The following is a 16,732-nucleotide window of genomic DNA, read 5'->3' as shown; positions in this document are numbered from 1 at the left end:
CGGCGGATCAGTACCGGTAGTTCAACTTCATCCACACGCTGCGCCCCGGCTCGTTGATCCGCACCGGGTCGGCCGGGAAGCCGAAGTCGGCGCTGCCGGCCAGGTTCAGGTGCTCGCTGTAGGCGCGGTCGAACAGGTTGTCGACGCCGGCGCTGAGCTGCAGCTGCGAACTGAAACGGTACGCCGCATTGAGCGCGAAGGTGGCAAATCCAGCGCTCGGCCCGAGGTCCTGCGCGACCACGTTGCCCTGTCCATCTGCGACACGATGCTGGTGGGTCACCGCACGCAGCAGCGCACCGGCGCTCCAGCGCTGGCCCTCCCAGTTCGCGCTCAGGCGTGCTTCCAGCGGCGGCATCTGCGGCAGCGGACGCCGCTGGTCGCGGTTCTCTCCCCAGGCATAGGCCAGCGTGCCGCCCAGCTTCCACTGCTCGGCCAGGCTCACTTCCAACCCGGCCTCGGCACCGGCAATGCGCGCCTCGACGTTGCTGGCCTGGCTCATGCCCATCATGCCGCTGCCGTGATAGGTGAACAGGATGTAGTCCTGGATCTGCCCGGCATAGGCCGAGACCCAGGCCTGCACGCGCGGTCCCTTGTACTGCAGGCCCACGTCGAGCTGGGTGGTGCGTTCCGGCTGCACGCCAATGAACGCGTTCACTGCGCCGGCCGGGCCGTGGTTGGGCGAGAACAGCTCCCAGTAGTCGGGCATGCGCTCGCTGTGGCCGAGGCCGGCGTACCAGGTCAGGCCGTCGGCCAGGTCCTGCTCGTAGCGCAGGAAGCCACTGCCGAGCCATTCCTTGCGACGCTCGCCGGCGGTGGGATTGGGCATGTTCCCCATCATCCCGCGGATCGACTGCCGCTCGTCGCGAGCGCTGGCGCGATCGATGCGCAGGCCGCTGATCCAGCGCTGATCGGTGCCGGCGCCGAGGGTCAATTCGGTGAACACGCCATAGCGGCGGAAGCTGGCATCGGTCTGCCACGCCGCCTGGCGGTAGGTGCCGCGGCCCATGCCCATTCGCCCACGATGGCGGCTGTCTTCGCCATCCATGCCCGCCACCAGCTGCACGTCCTGCCAGCGCCACTCGGCACTGACCCGGCCGCCCTGGGTGCGTCGGTCCACGTTCGATGCCATCGGCATCGGCATCATGCTGTGCGGGTTCGGCGTTCGCAGCGTGTAGTTGTCCATCACGTGGTCGGCCTCGTTGTAGTACACGTTGGCCTGCACCGTGTCCCACGCACCCGGCAGGTTGCGCTTCTCGAAGCGCGCGGCGTAGCTGGTGCGTTCGAACGCGGCACCGTCCATGCCGCGCCCCGCGTAGCGTGCGATCGCATCGCCGGCACCGGCGGAAATTTCCAGCAGCGTATCGGCCTCCGGCGTCCAGCCGATCGCCACGTCACCGTTCCATTTGCGCCACTTCGATGGCACCACATCGCCGTGGCCGTCCTTGTAGTCATCGGCTTCGGAACGGTTGCCGCTGGCGCGCACATAGCCGGTCGGGTTGCCCAGGGTCAGGTCCAGCACCTGGTCGTTGCGGTTGCGCGAACCGACCAGCGCACTGGCATCGGTACGCAGGCCCGGTTCCTCGAAGCGCGGTGTATCGCGTTCGAAGCGCACGGTGCCGGCCGAGGCACCTGCCCCCCAGCGCACGCTCTGCGGGCCCTTGATGATGGTCAGCCGGTCGAAGCTCTCCGGTGCGATGTAGGACAGCGGGTTGTCCATGCGCGAGGGGCAGGCGCCGATCAGGTTGCCGTCATTGCTGAGGATGTTCAGGCGTGAACCAAACATGCCGCGCAGCACCGGATCACCGTTGGTGCCGCCGTTGCGGATGGCGGAGAAGCCAGGAACGGTCTTCAGGTAATCGGCGCCGTCACTGGCAGGGACCGGCTGCCGCGGCAGGCGTGGATCGGTCACCCAGTGCAATGGTGACGAAGGCGCGGCGGCGGTGACCACCAGCGTGTCGAGAGTACGCGCCTCTTCGGCAGGCGCGGCGTGGACCAGCGTTGCAGCCACGGCAAGGCCAAGGGCAACCGGCAGGCGCACGCAGGCACCCGCGGGACGGGAAGTCATTTTCATCGGAACAGCTCCAAGGTACGCACGCGCACACGGCGCCCGGTCAGGCGTCGTGCGGCGGATTCAATAGGAAAATCAGCGGACGATGGAGGACCGCGGTGGCCCACGCGCGGCGTGTGCCGGCCAGCGCAGCGCGGGCAGTACCTGCTGCGACCACGGGAATACCAACCGCGGCCGCCACAGCAGTGGCAACAGCAGCACCAGTACCGCCAGCCACGGCAGCAGGCGCATCGCCAGCACGCAGTATTCGCAGGCTTCGCCGTGCATGGCGTGGGGATCGGCCGGGCGGCTGGGTGCTGCCGGCGAAGCGCCATGCAGGTCGTGCCCGGCCAGGGTCATGTCGTGCATGTCATGTCCCATGGCAGCGTGGTCCATGCCCGCCATCGCGGTGTGGTCCATCGGCGGCGCCTGCAGCGCGCGGCTGACCAGTGGCGCAAGCACCATCAGCAGCGTCGCCAGGACGGCGAGCTGGAGCAGGAGGCGCTGCGGGCGGGACAGGCGGGTCACCCCGCTAGTGTAGAGATGGGTCCAGGGTTGCCTGTGCGACGAACCGTCGCAGGAGGGGGTTTATCGGCAGGGCTGCGCCCTGCACCTGCAGAGACCACGTCCACGGCAAGAGCCGAAGCAACAGCAAAAGCGGGTTCCTGTGGGTAGGCGGAGTGGGTCCGGTTGCGGGGGACGCCGTAAATACGTCCATGTAGGCTCGGTCGCCGCATCCATGCGGCTCACGCCCCCGCAACCGGCCCCACCCCGCCTTCGACAGTTTCCTGCGGTCTGTTGGAACGGCTTTGGGGTCAGATCCGTTTTCCGACGGAAAACGGATCTGAGCCCAGATGTACTTCGATATCTGACAGCTTTCATCCACGCATGGCGTGGATCTACCGTGTCGACCAAGGTCGACACCTACCAACGGCCGTCGGAATCTGTCAGAGGTGGGGCGGTGTGGGCAGACAGGACCGTTGGCGCCATGGATGGCGCCATCGAGCCCCCAAGGATGGGTTTACGGCGTGTCCTGCCTGCCCACACCGCCCCGCCTCCCACGGAAGCCAGCTGTTGCTTCGGCTGTTGCTGTTGCTTCGGCTGTTGCTGTTGCTTCGGCTGTTGCTGTTGCTTCGGCTGTTGCCATTGATTCGGCAGGTGCAGGGCTGCAAGCCCTGCCCGCCCCAACCTCACACCGTGATGGTCTGGGTCAGCGACTCCCAGGTCGGTGGCAGCGGCCACGCTGCGGCCTGGTTGCCATCCAGCACCCGCCGCAGGTCGCGCGGATCAATCTGTGGGGCCAGCACGTGCACCAGTTCCAGCGCGTAATCACGCAGCACGCGGTCGCGCGGCAGCACCGCCCAGGCGATGCACTCGCTGATCGGATCCGGCGCCGGCCACGACCTCAGGTCTTCGTCATTGGAACTGACCGCCATCTCGGCCAGCAGGCCTACGCCCAGACCCGTGCGCACGTAGGTCTTGATCAGGTCGGCATCGAGCGCGGTCAGCGCCAGATCGGGCACCAGCCCATTGGCGGCGAAGGCGCGTTGCAGGGACGAGTTAGGGCGGGTCGAGGATTCGTAGCTGATCAACGGCTGCCGGGCCAGCGCGGCCAGGTCCGGTGCGCGGCCGGCGCGATCCAGCGGATGGCCCTTGGGTACCACCACCAGGCGTCGCCAGCGGAACAGCGGCACCGCGATGCCATCGGTGGGCTCGCCGCCTGCGGTGCTGATGATGGCGATATCGGCGTCGCCCTGGTTCAAGCGGTCCAGCGCGTCGGTTTCACCGGCCTGCTGCAGGTGCACGCTGACCTGCGGGTAGGCCTGCTTGATCGCTGCCACTGCCGGCGGCAACACGAAGCGCGCCTGGGTGTGCGTGGTGGTCAGGATCAGCTGGCCCTGGCTTTCGCGCCGCTGGTTCGCCGCGTACGTACGGATGTTGTTGGCTTCGGCCAGCACCGCGCGGGCACGCGCGATGACTTCGGTTCCGGCCGGGGTAACCGACTCCAGGCTGCGCCCCTTGCGCACGAACAACAGGAAGCCGAGCTCGTCCTCCAGCTGCTTGAGCTGCTTGGACAGGCCGGGCTGGGTGGCATGCACGCGCGAGGCGGCCAGCGTGATGTTCAGCTCGGCGTCGGCGATGGCTACCAGGTAGCGCAGCTGGGTCAGCGTCATGGGCAGGCAGGCGGCATGGGGCGGAAGTCCACTCTAGGGTCAATTGCCGTCACCAGCTTATAACCAAAGGTTGTTTAAGAAAGGCATCTGGTCATTTCCGGGCGTCATATGCCGGCGCTACGGTCAGCCGGCAGCCGCTGGCCTGAACGGCCAGCCCTCTCCTCCTTTGCCCGCCGTAACCCGGTGCGGCCCCGTTTCCGGAGCGCTCCCATGGCCCTGTATGACTCCATCCTCGATACCGTCGGCAACACCCCCATCGTCAGGCTGCAGCGCCTGGCGCCGCCACAGGTCAGCGTCTACGCCAAGGTCGAGTCGTTCAACCCGGGCGGCTCGGTGAAGGACCGCCTGGCGCTGGCGATCATCCTCGATGCCGAAGCACGCGGCCTGCTCAAGCCGGGCGACACGATCGTGGAGGCCACCTCGGGCAACACCGGCGTGGCACTGGCGATGGTCGCCGCCGCGCGCGGCTACAAGTTCGTGGCCACCATGGTCGAAACCTTCTCGGTCGAGCGCCGCAAGCTGATGCGTGCCTATGGCGCCAAGGTGATCCTGACCCCGGCCGCCGAACGCGGCAGCGGCATGGTGCGCAGGGCGGCCGAGCTGGCCGAGCAGCACGGCTGGTTCCTGGCCAGCCAGTTCGCCAACCCGGCCAACCCGGCGTACCACCGCAACACCACCGCTGCCGAGATCCTGCGCGACTTCGCCGGCAAGCGGCTGGATTACTTCGTCAGCGGCTGGGGCACCGGCGGCACGCTCACCGGTGTCGGCGAAGTGCTGAAGGTGGCGCGTCCGCAGACCCGCATCATCGCTACCGAACCGGCCGGCGCTGCCCTGCTCAAGGGCGATGACTGGAAGCCGCACAAGATCCAGGGCTGGACCCCGGATTTCGTGCCGGACGTGCTCAACCGCGACGTGGTGGATGAACTGGTCTCGGTCGAAGATGATCGCGCGATCGCCACCGCGCGTCGCCTGGCCGCCGAGGAAGGCATCTTCGTCGGCATCTCCGCCGGCGCCACCGTGGCCAGCGCGCTGGACATCGCTGCCCGCGCTGAACCGGGCTCGGTGATCCTTGCGATGCTGCCGGACACCGGTGAACGTTACTTCTCCACGCCGCTGTTCGCCGATGTGAACGAAGGATCCGACGACGACTGGCTGGCCGGCCTGCCGTAACAGCCGGGGTCAGAGCCTTTTCCGTTCGGAAAAGGATCCGACCCCTTCCCGCTTCAGCCTGTGTGAAGGCGTCGCCCGCCATCGTGCGCGAAGGCCGTTGGATCGCAGCGCGTGAGACGGTCATGACGCAGTATCGATGCCCTGTCCCCTACCGTGGGAACAGCCGGCGCAGATGCTGCGCGGATCACCTCACAGGCAGGAGACGGACGCATGAAGATCGAGGTTTGGCAGGGCGACATCACGACCCTGGCGGTGGATGCGATCGTCAACGCGGCCAATGAAACGCTGCTCGGTGGCGGCGGTGTCGATGGCGCGATCCATCGTGCGGCCGGCCCCGCCTTGCGGGCCGAGTGCGAGCGCTTGCCGGAGCTGCGCCCGGGCGTGCGTTGCCCGACGGGTGAAGTGCGCGCCACCGGTGCCCATGCGTTGCCGGCGCGCCATGTACTGCACACGGTGGGCCCGGTCTGGCACGACGGCCAGCGCGATGAACCGGCGTTGCTGGCCAACTGCTACTGGAAGTCACTGCAGCTGGCCGAATCACTGGGCGTGCAGTCGATCGCGTTTCCGGCCATCAGTTGCGGTGTGTACGGCTATCCGCTGTACCAGGCCGCGCAGATCGCGGTGACCGAAACACTGGCGTGGCAGCGCAGCCATGCGCAGCCGATGCGCATCGTGCTGGTGGCGTTCAATACCGCGACGGCCAAGGCCTACCAGCAGGCGCTGAGCGCCGCCGGGCAAAGCGCTGACAGCGAACCGCGCGGCTCGCTGCTGCCGCCGCTGGGCGATGCGGGCTTCGCCGCCGCGCACTGAATCCGGCGGCCAGCGTCAAGCAAAAGGCCGGGCATTGCCCGGCCTTTCCTGTAGCACCGTTGTCCACACTCCCACGGAGTGTGGAACACGTTCAACGGCTGGCAGCTTCCACCGCGGCGGCATCATCGGCCACAGCAGCGGCGGCGTCGGCAGCGGCACTTGCCGCCGAGGCCGCAGCCTCGTCGGCGCTGGCGCCGTCCACCTGCACGCGTACTTCCACCATGCCCGCGCCGTTGCTCAGGCTGGACACCTCGACGGTGTAATGACCAGCCGGCAACGCTTCTTCCAGGCGTGCGTTGGTATCGTTGCCACCGTCATCGTCGGTCAGTTCGACATCGCCGCCAACCACGCGCAGCACGGTATCGAGCTGGCCGGAGATCGCATCCAACCGCACATTGGTCGGACGGTCCAACGTCAGCAGGAAGCGGCGGACGCCATCGTTGTCGAGCATCGTGTACACGCTGCCGGACTTCGGCAATGCGGTGCCGTCGCGGTCGACCAGGTTGCCCGGCACCTCGATGCGCTTGGCCGACAAGGTGAACATGCCACTGACGCCGTCGCCCAGGCCGCGCGCGGTCAGCGTGTACTTGCCCGGCTTCAGTGACAGGGTCAGGCGCGAGTTGGTGCTGTCCCCGCCATCATCGTTCTCGGCATCCACGCCCTGGCCCGACAGCTTCAGCACAGGATCGAAGACATCCGACACCAGGCGGATCTCGTACAGGCCGGCCTTGTCCACCTGCAGGGTGTAGTCCTGGGGACCACCGGCCAGCATGTCGACGATCTCGCCGCTGCCCGCCAGCGGCTTGCCGTCGTACGGCACCAGCTTCTCGGCACGCAGGCGGTACGGGCCGTAGTCGGTCGAGCCGTTGGCGTTGACCGCCACCTGGTAGGTGCCGCCACCGTTGGCACGGAAGGCCAGCGAGACGTCGCCTTCGCGCTCGTAGCCGGTGTTGCTGCTGGCCACCAGGCTGCCGTCGTTGAACACGGCAATCGAGCCGCTCAGCGAACCGGTCAGCTTCAGTCCGACCAGTTGCTTGTCTTCCAGCTTGATCTGGTAGAGCTGGTGGTGGCTGCCGTCGTTGTAGTTGATGCCGCTGCGCGAGGTGATCTCGCCGGATACCGGCTTGTCGAAATCAAGCGACGCGGCCTTGCCCGCATCCGCGCCGCCGCCGATGCGGTTGCAACCGCCGGCGACCAGGACCGTGGCGACGGCCAGTGTGATTGCTGCCAAACGCATGTTGTTTCTCCTTGGCCTTCCATGTGGTTCCCACGCACCGGCCGGGCGCATGGGGGCGGAAAAGATACCCGCAAAAGCAAACGCCGGCGTGATGCCGGCGCTGCCTTGTTCATCCAGCAATGGGACGGATCAACCGTTCCACTTGCCCAGCGCTGCCAGGCCATTGTCCCTGGCGCGCTCGTACACGGTCTTCTGGGCAGCAGCGTAGTTGCCCTTCATGTCCTTGGCCCACAGCTTCAGCGCGGCCTGCTGCATGGCGCGGCCGTAGGAGAAGCTCAGCGGCCACGGCAGGTTGCCCAGCTGGTTCATCGCGTTCAAGTGCTCGGTGGACTGCTCGTCGCTCTGGCCACCGGACAGGAACACCACGCCCGGCAGGATCGCCGGCACGGTGCTCTTCAGGCACATCACGGTCGACTCGGCCACTTCCTCGACGTCGGCCTGCTCATCGCAGCCCTTGCCGGAGATGACCATCGACGCCTTCAGGATGGTGCCTTCCAGCAGCACGTTCTGCTGGTACAGGGCGTCGAACAGCGAACGCAGGGTGGCTTCGGTGACTTCGTAGCAGGTCTCGATGTCGTGATCGCCGTCCATGATCACTTCCGGCTCGACCATCGGCACCAGGCCGCATTCCTGGCACAGCGCTGCATAGCGGGCCAGCGCATGGGCGTTGGATTCGATGCAGGTACCCGACGGGATGCTCTCGCCGATGTTGATGACCGCACGCCACTTGGCGAAGCGCGCGCCCAGCTTGTAGTACTCCTGCAGGCGCTCACGCAGGCCATCGAGGCCTTCGGTCACCAGCTCGCCCGGGCAGCCGGCCAGCGGGTGCGCACCCTTGTCCACCTTGATGCCCGGAATCATGCCGTGGTCGGCCATGTACTTGGCGAACGGCACGCCGTCCTTGGTCGACTGGCGAATGGTTTCGTCAAACAGGATGGCGCCGGAAATGTGCTCGTTGAGCTTCGGCGTGGTCAGCAGCAGCTCGCGGTAGGCGCGACGGTTCTCCTCGGTATTCTCGATACCGACGCCGGCGAAACGCTTGGCGATGGTAGCGGTGGATTCGTCGATCGCGATGATGCCCTTGCCCGGGGCGACCATGGCCTGGGCGGTTTCAGCCAGCTGTTCGATGCTCATGTATTTCCTGTGGCGGGTGCGGGAAAAACACAAGTATAGCCCCGCGGCCCGTTGCCTCGCCGTGGAGGACAGGATGGAAACGCTTCCAATGTCCGCAGCGGACACGCCGTGTCCTGCCGTCGGGGGTCAGGGCCCCCGCGGGGATCTGCCCCCGGGGTCGGATCCGCAACGCGGCGCCGGCCCCAGGGCAGCATCACTTACAGGTCGCCCAGGCCGATGGCGCGGCCGTCCTCACCCACTTCCAGCAGGCGCAGGGTATTGGTGGCACCGTGGGTTTCCATGTGCTCGCCACTGGTGAATACGACGCGATCACCGGCCTGCAGCAGTTCCGATTCCACCAGCAGGCGGATGCTGCCGCGTGCGGCTTCGCGCGGGGTCAGGCCGCGGCTGTCGAAGTTGATCGGGAACACATCGCGCATCAGCGCCATCTGGCGACGCGCGCCGTCATGGCGGGTCACCGCGAACACCGGCGCCTTGGCGCGGAAACGCGACAGGTAACGTGCGGTGCCACCGGATTCGGTCATCGCCACGATCGCGCGCACGCCCACGTGCTGCGACAGGAACATGGTGGCCATGGCAATCGCCTGGTCGGCACGTTCCAGGTTGCGCGGCGACGCGTTGAAGTCGGTCTCGGTCTGGAACTGGCGCTCGGCACCCAGGCAGATGCGTGCCATCGCCTCCACGGCCTTGACCGGATAGGCGCCAGCGGCGGTTTCCGCCGACAGCATCACTGCGTCGGTGCCGTCGATGACCGAGTTGGCCACGTCCAGCACTTCGGCGCGGGTCGGGATCGGGCTTTCCACCATCGACTGCAGCATCTGCGTGGCGGTGATCACCACCTTGTTCTGCGCCAGAGAGGCCTTGATGATCTTCTTCTGCAGGCCCGGCAGCTCGGCATCGCCGATTTCCACGCCCAGGTCGCCACGGGCGACCATCACCACGTCGCTGGCCTCGACGATTTCTTCCAGGTTCTCGATTGCCTCGGTGCGCTCGATCTTCGACACCAGCGCGGCATCACAGCCGTGCGAACGGGCGATGTCGCGCGCATCGTTCATGTCCTGCGCATTGCGGCAGAACGACACGGCGATGAAGTCCACGCCGATCTTGGCAACGATGCCGATCAGTTCCTTGTCGCGCTCGGTCAGCGCACCCAGCGAGAGGCCGCCCCCCTGCTTGTTCAGGCCCTTGCGGTCGGACAACACACCATCGTTGAGCACGGTGTTGACGATACGGTCGCCCTGCACTTCCACCACCTGCAACTGCATCAGGCCGTCGTCGAGCAGCAGCACATCACCCGGGCCGACGTCCTGCGGCAGGCCAAGGTAGCTCACGCCCACCTCGCTGGCAGTGCCCGGGCCGGCGTTCTCGCTGGCGATCAGGTCGAAGCGGTCGCCCGCCTTCAACTGCACCTTGCCTTCGGCGAAGCGCTCGATGCGGATCTTCGGGCCCGGCAGGTCGGCCAGGATGCCCACTTCCACGCCCACGCGCGCCGCAGCGGCACGCACTTCGGCGGCACGCTTGGCCTGGCCGGACGGATCGCCATGGCTGAAGTTCAGGCGCACCACGTTGACGCCGGCGCGGAACAGATCCTCCAGCACGCCCGGCGGGTCAGTGGCCGGACCGAGGGTGGCAAGGATCTTGGTGCGACGCTGACGCTCGAACATGGTGGATGGGCCTCTCCCGATAAAGAACGGAAATTAGCACATCCTTCACGCCGCATGTATACGGTTACAGCCTTGTGCCGCCTGACTTCGCGGGTCATGGAGCGGACATCGCCCGGACATACGCTGGCGCAGGGGGGCGGTTCTGTGGAGCCGAGCATGGGCTCGGCTCCACAGGAGGCTAGGCCAGCAGCGTTTCCAGCTGCGCCGGCTCACGTGCCAGCTGGCTGGCGCCGGCTTCCGTCAATTCCGCCTCTCCGCCGAAGCCCCACAGCACGCCGACACTACGCAGGCCGTGGTGGCGCGCGCCTTCGATGTCCATGCCCCGGTCGCCGATCATCCAGCACTGTGCAGGCTGCACCTGCAGCCGGCGCAGTGCTTCGCCGACCAGTTCCGGCTTGTGGCTGCGCGAGCCATCCAGGGTTGAACCGACGATCTCCTCGAACAGCCCACCAAACGGCAGGTGGGCGAGGATGCGGCGCGCGTGCGGCTCGTTCTTGGCGGTGACCACCGCCAGCCGGTGTCCACGGCCATGCAGCGTGCGCAGCGTGCCTTCCACCTGCGGGTACACCGTGTGCTCGCGCCAGCCTTCGACGTCGAAGCGCTCCCGGTAGTAGCCCACCGCCTGTTCCACCCGCGCCGGTTCGACGAACAACGGCGCGAAGGTGGTGCGCAGCGACGGACCGATCCAGCCCAGCAGGGTTTCCTGCGGCGGCACCGGATGGTCCATCTTCTGCAGGGCATAGGCGATGCAGGCGGTGATGCCCACCTGCGAATCGATCAGCGTGCCGTCGAGATCGAAGAACAGCACATCCTTGCCGCGCTCGGCACTCATGCGCCGCGCGCGTCGAGTGCGGCGACAGCCGGCAAGGTCTTGCCTTCCAGGAATTCCAGGAACGCACCACCACCGGTGGAGATGTAGCTGACGTCGCCGGCGATATCGAACTTGTCGACCGCGGCCAGGGTGTCGCCACCGCCGGCGATGGAGAACGCCTTCGAGCTGGCGATCGCGCGGGCCAGCGCTTCGGTGCCCTTGCTGAAGGCCTCGAACTCGAACACGCCGACCGGGCCGTTCCAGACCACGGTGCCGGCCTTCTCGATCAGCTGCGCGTACTGCGCGGCGGTCTGCGGGCCGATGTCCAGGATCAGGTCGTCTTCGGCAACGGCATCGACCGCCTTCACTTCGGCAACGGCGTCGGGCAGGAACTGCTTGGCGGTGACCACGTCAACCGGCAGCGGAATGTCGGCGCCGCGTGCCTTGGCATCGGCCACGATCTTCTTCGCGGTGTCCAGCAGGTCCGGCTCGTACAGGGACTTGCCGACGTTGTAGCCAGCGGCGGCGATGAAGGTGTTGGCGATGCCGCCACCGACGATCAGCTGGTCGACCTTGCCAACCAGATTGGCCAGCAACTCCAGCTTGGTGCTGACCTTGCTGCCGGCGACGATGGCCAGCAGCGGCTTGGCCGGTGCATCCAGCGCCTGCGCCAGCGCGTCCAGCTCGGCCATCAGCAGCGGGCCACCGGCCGCGACCGGTGCGAAGCGGATGACACCATGGGTGGAAGCCTGCGCACGGTGCGCAGTACCGAAGGCATCCATCACGAACACGTCGCACAGGGCCGCGTACTTCTTCGACAGGGCCTCGTCGTCCTTGCCCTCGCCGACGTTCATGCGGCAATTTTCCAGCAGCACCAGCTGGCCCGGCTGCACGTCGACGCCGTCGACCCAGTCGCGCACCAGCGGAACTTCGCGGCCCAGCAGCTCGGACAGGCGCTGGGCGACCGGTGCCAGCGAATCGGCCTCGCTCCACACGCCTTCCTTCGGGCGCCCCAGGTGCGAGGTGACCATCACCGCCGCGCCCTGCTCCAGCGCGCGCTTGAGCGTCGGCAGCGAAGCGGTGATGCGCTGTTCGGAGGTGATGCGGCCATTCTCGATCGGCACGTTCAGATCCTGGCGGATCAGCACGCGCTTGCCGGAGAGGTCGAGGTCGGTCATGCGGACAATGGACATGGGCAACTCTTTGGCTCGGGGACGGGATGCCGGTCTGCGGCAGACGGCCATTGTATCGGGTGGCGATGCCTGCGGCAGGCAGAGGCGTACGGCAACAGCGAACTGCAACAGCCAAAGCGCTGGCGCTTCTTGGGGCTGAGGGTGAGCCGGGGTGCTGTGGGGTGGCAGGGGGCCAGATCAGTCAGCCGCATGGATGCGGCTGCCAAGCCTCCATGGACGGATTCACGGCGTCCCCCACGAACCCACCCCGCCCGGCCAAGCGCGGCTTTTGCTTTTGCTTTGCACGACCAACCCCACCCACGAGGGGCTGCGCCGTTCGCCGGAACCTACGCCGAAGGCGCCGGCTTCTGCCGCAGCAGGCTGACCGCCAGGCCGCCAACGACCAACACACCCAGGCCCAGCAACGCCCACAGCAACCACGATTTCCAATCGCGCTGCGGCTTCAGTGCTGCATCGCCGGCCAGCGGCTCCGGGCTGCCTTCCAGTCGCGCCAGTGTCGGCTGCCACGATGGATCGTTGCGCTGCCGAAGTTCCTCGATCAGCACCCCGATCGGCGCGTCCGTGCGGCGCGCGGTCGCGCTGCCCACCGCCAGTGCGTAGGGCGCCGCACCCTGGCTCAGGAACACCAGCACTTCCGGCTGGTAGCCCAGGCGCAGCGTCGGCGCGGTGGCAGATTCCGCCGGATTCGCCACCAGCTTCCAGTAGCGGTCGCGGTGCACGCTGCCCAGCGGCTGTGCCGCCGACTGCTGGCGCTGGCCCTGCGTGCCCTGTTGCACCTGGTAGGCGATCCACGGCGCGCTGCGACGTTGCCATTCCGCACTCTCGTCATCGCGGCTGAACAGCGTCCATTGCACCAGGCTGTTATCGGTGCTGGCGACATCGGCACGCGCCACCGGGAACCGGCCATCCATCTCGAAGGTGTACTCGCCCTTGCCCGTCGACGTCGGCTCCAGCGACAGCCACTCCCAGGGCAGCGTGGCCGGTGCTGGCGGCAGTTCCGCCAGTACGCCGCGCAGGGTCGGCAGGCGCGAATCGCCCTGCGCCAGGATGCGCAGGTAGCGTGCAGCGCCGTCCACCTGCAGGCGGCGCTGCAGCAGGCGCTTGCCGGCGCGCTGCAGATCCACCAGCGGCACGTCGCGGCCAATCGATCGCCAGTGCTGCAGGTCGTCACTGGCATCCAGCTGCACCTGCACCTGCAGCGGCTGGCCGCTGTCGGTCCAGTCCAGCACCAGTGCCGCCAGCGGCTGCTGATCGAGCATGCTGGCGTCGATCAGCCAGCCGCCCTGCCCGCTCGCCGCTGCCCCGCCACCCACCCGCGCTTCGACCCGGCGCACGCGCCCATCGGTATCGCGCTCGGTCAGCAGCTGCAGGTCGTTGCGCTGTGCATCGGCCAGCGGCGGCAGCACGAACCACGGCAGTTCACGCTGCACCGGCGACTGCGCCAGCGGCTGGTCCGGCGCCAGCAGTGCCGACGGCAACAACTGGCTGGCCGCGTTGAACACCTGCAGATCGCTGAGATCGGCGGTTACGGCACGGCGATAGATCGCCGGCTCCAGCACGATACGGTAGGCACCGGACTGCGCACTGGACAATGTAAGCGGCCATTGCTCGGCATACTGCGTGCGGTAATCAGCCGCCTGTACCGCGACGGCGGCCAGCATGCCGAACATCGCCGGCAGCAGCGCCCTGCTCCACTTCCTCATTGCTTTTCCTCCACGGTCGGCGCCGCGCTTGGCGGTGCCGGTGCCAGATAACCCACGACCGTGCACAGCAGGCCGTAGGCGATGAACGATGCGATGCCCAGCAGGTTGCCCAGATGCTGGCGATCGACAATAACCAGCTTGGCCAGCACCACGCCCATCAGCACGGCACCGACCATCCACAACACACGCTGGCCGCGACGCGAACCCCACACCCAGGCAATCACACCCAGCACGCTCCACAACACGGTCAGGCTGGTCTGCGCCAGGCTGAAGCGCATCATCGACGCATTCCACGCCAGTCCACCCCATTGGTGTACGCCATGCAGCACCAGGCTGGTCAACGCGAGGAAGGCCGCCAGTGCCAGCAGCGGCATGCGGATGTTCAGCAATGCCTGCGGTGCCTCACTGCCGTACAGCCAGCGCGCCAGCAGTAGCAGGCTCAGCCACTGGCCGATCTCGGCCGGATTCAGCACCGGCAGCCACAGCAGCGGTGCGGCGTCGCCCGGCAGCAGCTGACCCAACAGCCAGCCGATCGCCAGCAGGCCGAACAGCACGCACTGCAGCGGGACGCGCACGCTGTCGAAGGCCGTGCCCAGCGGCCAGCGCAATGCGTTCCAGCGCCACAGCGACAGCCCCGCCATCAGCAGCCACGGCAAGGTCACCAGCAGGGTTGTCCAACCCTGCGCCAGGCCGGCCTCGCCACCACCCCACAAGGCCAGCAGCAAAAGCAGCGACGGCCACAGCAGCCACCACAGGAACTGCGCGATGCGGGCCACGGTATCGCCGCCCTGGCGCAGGCACAGCAGGGTACGCACGCCCAGTACCGCGAACACCGCCCAGGCCAGCGCGCCATGGCCCGCGAACGGCTGGTGGTGTGCATCGCTCTGCATCAGGGCCAGCGGGAAGCCCAGCGCGAGCATCGCCAGCGCAGTAATGCCGAGTGCACGCGCCGGCTGGCGACGCTGCACTTCGGCCGCCAGCCAGGCAGTGACCGCGGCCAGCACCAGCAACGCGTCCACTTCGGTGCGGTACGGGAAGAAGCGGGTGATCTCATGGACCAGACCGCCCAGCCACCACAGCAGGCCCCACAGGTAATACACCAGTGCGACCTCATGACGCGGCCTGCGCTGGTAGCTCCACGCCGACGCAAAGCCGGCCAGGGCCAGCAACAGCGCGCCGATGGCGGTCGGGTTGATCAGGAAGCGCAGGTCTTCGTGCCAGTGGTCGCCGCCGGCAACGAAGGCGAATGCGGCGCCGATCTGCAGCAACGCGCCGGAGACCTGCGGTAGCCAGCGCTTCTGGCGCAGCCCCAACCACGCCAGGCCAGCACCTTCCAGTGCAAACACGGCGCCGGTGGCGCGCGCCGACAATGCCAGCGGCACCGCCAGCGTGGCAAACCCCACCGCGAGCACGGCATGCGACTGCGCCAGCACGGTGTACGACGCACGTGCGATCAGCGCCCGGGCCAATACCGCGTAGATCGCCGCCAGGCCCAGCGCGCACAGTGCCAGCGTCATCGGTTGCGCGTGCAGCATGCCTGCCTGCAGCGAGAACGCGACCAGCGGCGTGCCGAACACCAGGCTGCCATCGATCAGGTCACGGCGGCCGGCCGGCTGGCGACGCGCGTACAGCAGCGGTATCAGCAGGTAGAACACGAAGAACAGCGCCAGGAACGGCTCGGTGCTGCTGAACTTGTCCGGCGCGTACTGCAGCACGCCCCAGAAGGTGCCAATGCCGAAGGTGAAGGCGAAACCCAACAGGTTCAGCGCGCGCCAAGGCCGGAACCAGGCGATGGCGAAGATGCCCGCGTTGAGCACGGCGTAATAGCTGAACAGCCCCACGTGGTTGCCACTGCCGGTGGACAGCCACAGCGGTGCCATGAAGCCGGCCAGGATGCCCAGCACGGCCAGCGTGCGCGAGTTCTGCACCACCGCCAGCACGCACAGCCCGGCCACCAGTGCGATCGAACTGGCAAAGGCAAAGGCCGGCGGAATCAGGTCGAAGCGCTTGAACGCCGCGAAGATGGTCAGCAGCAGTACGCCGATGGCACCGCCCTGCAGCGCCAGCGCAAACAGCCGCCGGCGTTCGCGCTGGTGCCAACCGAAGGCCAGCAGGCCCAGCGCAGCCACGGTGATGCCGGCCAGGCGCAGTTCGATCGGCAGCACCAGCCAGCCCTGGTCGCTGACGTACTTCAGCAGCGCAGCGACACCGGCCAGCAGCACCAGCATGCCGATCTTGACCGGCACGTTGCCTTCGGTGAACCAGCGTTTGACCGCACCGATGCCACGCTCGATCACGTTGGGCAGTGTCGGTTCGGAAGGCAACGGCGGCTGCACCGGCACCGGCGGCACCGGCGGTGGCGCAGCAGGACGGGGGAGAGGCACCCCGGTGGGCGTGGCTTCGCGCACCGGTGGCTGCGTGGGCTGAGGCGCAGCAGCCGCGGCCGGCCGCAGGAACGGTGGATCGGCGCTGGCAGCAGGTGCGGCCACAGGCCGTTCAGGCGCGGGTGCGGTGGCGGCCGGCCTGACGGCGGCCGGCGCGGCGGCCATCGCGCTTTCCAGCGCAGCGACGCGGCGACGCAGGCCGGCAATCATCACCAGCGCGACCACCAGCAACAGCGGGATGGCCAGAAGAACCAGTACGACCAGGGCTATCAGTGCTTCCATTGCGTGCTTCCAATGCGATCCCGCGCCCCAGCGGCGGCGGTCGACCGCCCCATGCTACGACAGGGTGGGTCCCATAAACGACGAACCCCGGCCAGGCCGGGGTCCGTTTTCGATCTACGCCGG

Annotated in this window: 12 protein-coding genes; 2 read left to right on the top strand and 10 right to left on the bottom strand. The window is 67.6% G+C overall.

Annotated features, from left to right (window positions below; translation table 11 throughout):
• Positions 1–7 precede the first annotated feature (7 nt).
• The 3 genes from AC5P66_RS05755 to AC5P66_RS05745 form a co-directional block, all read right to left on the bottom strand.
• The gene (locus AC5P66_RS05755) at positions 8–2,071 is read right to left on the bottom strand and encodes a TonB-dependent copper receptor (protein ID WP_495216124.1); all 2,064 of its coding nucleotides are present in this window, start codon (positions 2,069–2,071) and stop codon (positions 8–10) included.
• Between the two features lie 72 nt (positions 2,072–2,143).
• Positions 2,144–2,575: a DUF2946 domain-containing protein gene (locus tag AC5P66_RS05750; protein WP_049412718.1), complete on the bottom strand. Its 432-nt coding sequence runs from the start codon at positions 2,573–2,575 to the stop codon at positions 2,144–2,146.
• Positions 2,576–3,237: 662 nt separating this feature from the next.
• Complete coding sequence (locus AC5P66_RS05745; RefSeq protein WP_049413159.1) at positions 3,238–4,221, bottom strand: LysR family transcriptional regulator; 984 nt, start codon at positions 4,219–4,221, stop codon at positions 3,238–3,240.
• A 210-nt stretch (positions 4,222–4,431) separates the two neighbouring features.
• Here AC5P66_RS05745 and cysK point away from each other — a divergent pair, with 210 nt between their 5' ends.
• Together cysK and AC5P66_RS05735 are read left to right on the top strand one after the other, a co-directional pair.
• A complete protein-coding gene (gene cysK, locus AC5P66_RS05740) occupies positions 4,432–5,391 on the top strand; it encodes a cysteine synthase A (protein ID WP_061479314.1) in 960 nt (319 codons plus the stop codon).
• Between the two features lie 210 nt (positions 5,392–5,601).
• Positions 5,602–6,201, top strand: coding sequence for an O-acetyl-ADP-ribose deacetylase (locus tag AC5P66_RS05735; RefSeq protein WP_049413164.1), 600 nt, complete (start codon positions 5,602–5,604; stop codon positions 6,199–6,201).
• A 91-nt stretch (positions 6,202–6,292) separates the two neighbouring features.
• On the opposite strand, the gene AC5P66_RS05730 is transcribed toward AC5P66_RS05735, so the two are convergent.
• From AC5P66_RS05730 to AC5P66_RS05700, 7 genes are all read right to left on the bottom strand, one after another.
• A complete protein-coding gene (locus AC5P66_RS05730) occupies positions 6,293–7,438 on the bottom strand; it encodes a hypothetical protein (protein WP_049413166.1) in 1,146 nt (381 codons plus the stop codon).
• Positions 7,439–7,567: 129 nt separating this feature from the next.
• Positions 7,568–8,572, bottom strand: a complete 1,005-nt coding sequence (locus tag AC5P66_RS05725) for a class I fructose-bisphosphate aldolase (RefSeq protein WP_005418861.1) — start codon at positions 8,570–8,572, stop codon at positions 7,568–7,570.
• A 197-nt stretch (positions 8,573–8,769) separates the two neighbouring features.
• A complete protein-coding gene (pyk, locus tag AC5P66_RS05720; protein ID WP_005418863.1) occupies positions 8,770–10,236 on the bottom strand; it encodes a pyruvate kinase in 1,467 nt (488 codons plus the stop codon).
• Between the two features lie 178 nt (positions 10,237–10,414).
• Entirely contained in the window at positions 10,415–11,068 is a 654-nt protein-coding gene (locus tag AC5P66_RS05715; protein ID WP_099495948.1) for an HAD hydrolase-like protein, read from the bottom strand.
• Entirely contained in the window at positions 11,065–12,240 is a 1,176-nt protein-coding gene (locus AC5P66_RS05710) for a phosphoglycerate kinase (protein ID WP_049413170.1), read from the bottom strand. The genes AC5P66_RS05715 and AC5P66_RS05710 overlap by 4 nt, the downstream gene beginning before the upstream one ends.
• A 326-nt stretch (positions 12,241–12,566) precedes the next feature.
• Complete coding sequence (locus AC5P66_RS05705) at positions 12,567–13,943, bottom strand: DUF3999 domain-containing protein (RefSeq protein WP_049410587.1); 1,377 nt, start codon at positions 13,941–13,943, stop codon at positions 12,567–12,569.
• Positions 13,940–16,609, bottom strand: coding sequence for a DUF2339 domain-containing protein (locus AC5P66_RS05700; protein WP_495216123.1), 2,670 nt, complete (start codon positions 16,607–16,609; stop codon positions 13,940–13,942). Before AC5P66_RS05700 ends, AC5P66_RS05705 begins: the two co-directional genes overlap by 4 nt.
• Positions 16,610–16,732 lie beyond the last annotated feature (123 nt).

Source organism: Stenotrophomonas sp. YJH_SMC_122, from assembly GCF_059369535.1.
Note: the sequence above shows the minus strand (reverse complement) of the source record. Positions and strands in the feature narration are given on the sequence as shown.

Coding starts and splice junctions, on each gene's coding strand:
- AC5P66_RS05705 (WP_049410587.1), bottom strand. CDS start 13,943: ATGAGGAAGTGGAGCAGGGCGCTGCTGCCGGCGATGTTCGGCATGCTG.
- AC5P66_RS05755 (WP_495216124.1), bottom strand. CDS start 2,071: ATGAAAATGACTTCCCGTCCCGCGGGTGCCTGCGTGCGCCTGCCGGTT.
- AC5P66_RS05710 (WP_049413170.1), bottom strand. CDS start 12,240: ATGTCCATTGTCCGCATGACCGACCTCGACCTCTCCGGCAAGCGCGTG.
- cysK (WP_061479314.1), top strand. CDS start 4,432: ATGGCCCTGTATGACTCCATCCTCGATACCGTCGGCAACACCCCCATC.
- AC5P66_RS05715 (WP_099495948.1), bottom strand. CDS start 11,068: ATGAGTGCCGAGCGCGGCAAGGATGTGCTGTTCTTCGATCTCGACGGC.
- AC5P66_RS05735 (WP_049413164.1), top strand. CDS start 5,602: ATGAAGATCGAGGTTTGGCAGGGCGACATCACGACCCTGGCGGTGGAT.
- pyk (WP_005418863.1), bottom strand. CDS start 10,236: ATGTTCGAGCGTCAGCGTCGCACCAAGATCCTTGCCACCCTCGGTCCG.
- AC5P66_RS05700 (WP_495216123.1), bottom strand. CDS start 16,609: ATGGAAGCACTGATAGCCCTGGTCGTACTGGTTCTTCTGGCCATCCCG.
- AC5P66_RS05745 (WP_049413159.1), bottom strand. CDS start 4,221: ATGACGCTGACCCAGCTGCGCTACCTGGTAGCCATCGCCGACGCCGAG.
- AC5P66_RS05730 (WP_049413166.1), bottom strand. CDS start 7,438: ATGCGTTTGGCAGCAATCACACTGGCCGTCGCCACGGTCCTGGTCGCC.
- AC5P66_RS05725 (WP_005418861.1), bottom strand. CDS start 8,572: ATGAGCATCGAACAGCTGGCTGAAACCGCCCAGGCCATGGTCGCCCCG.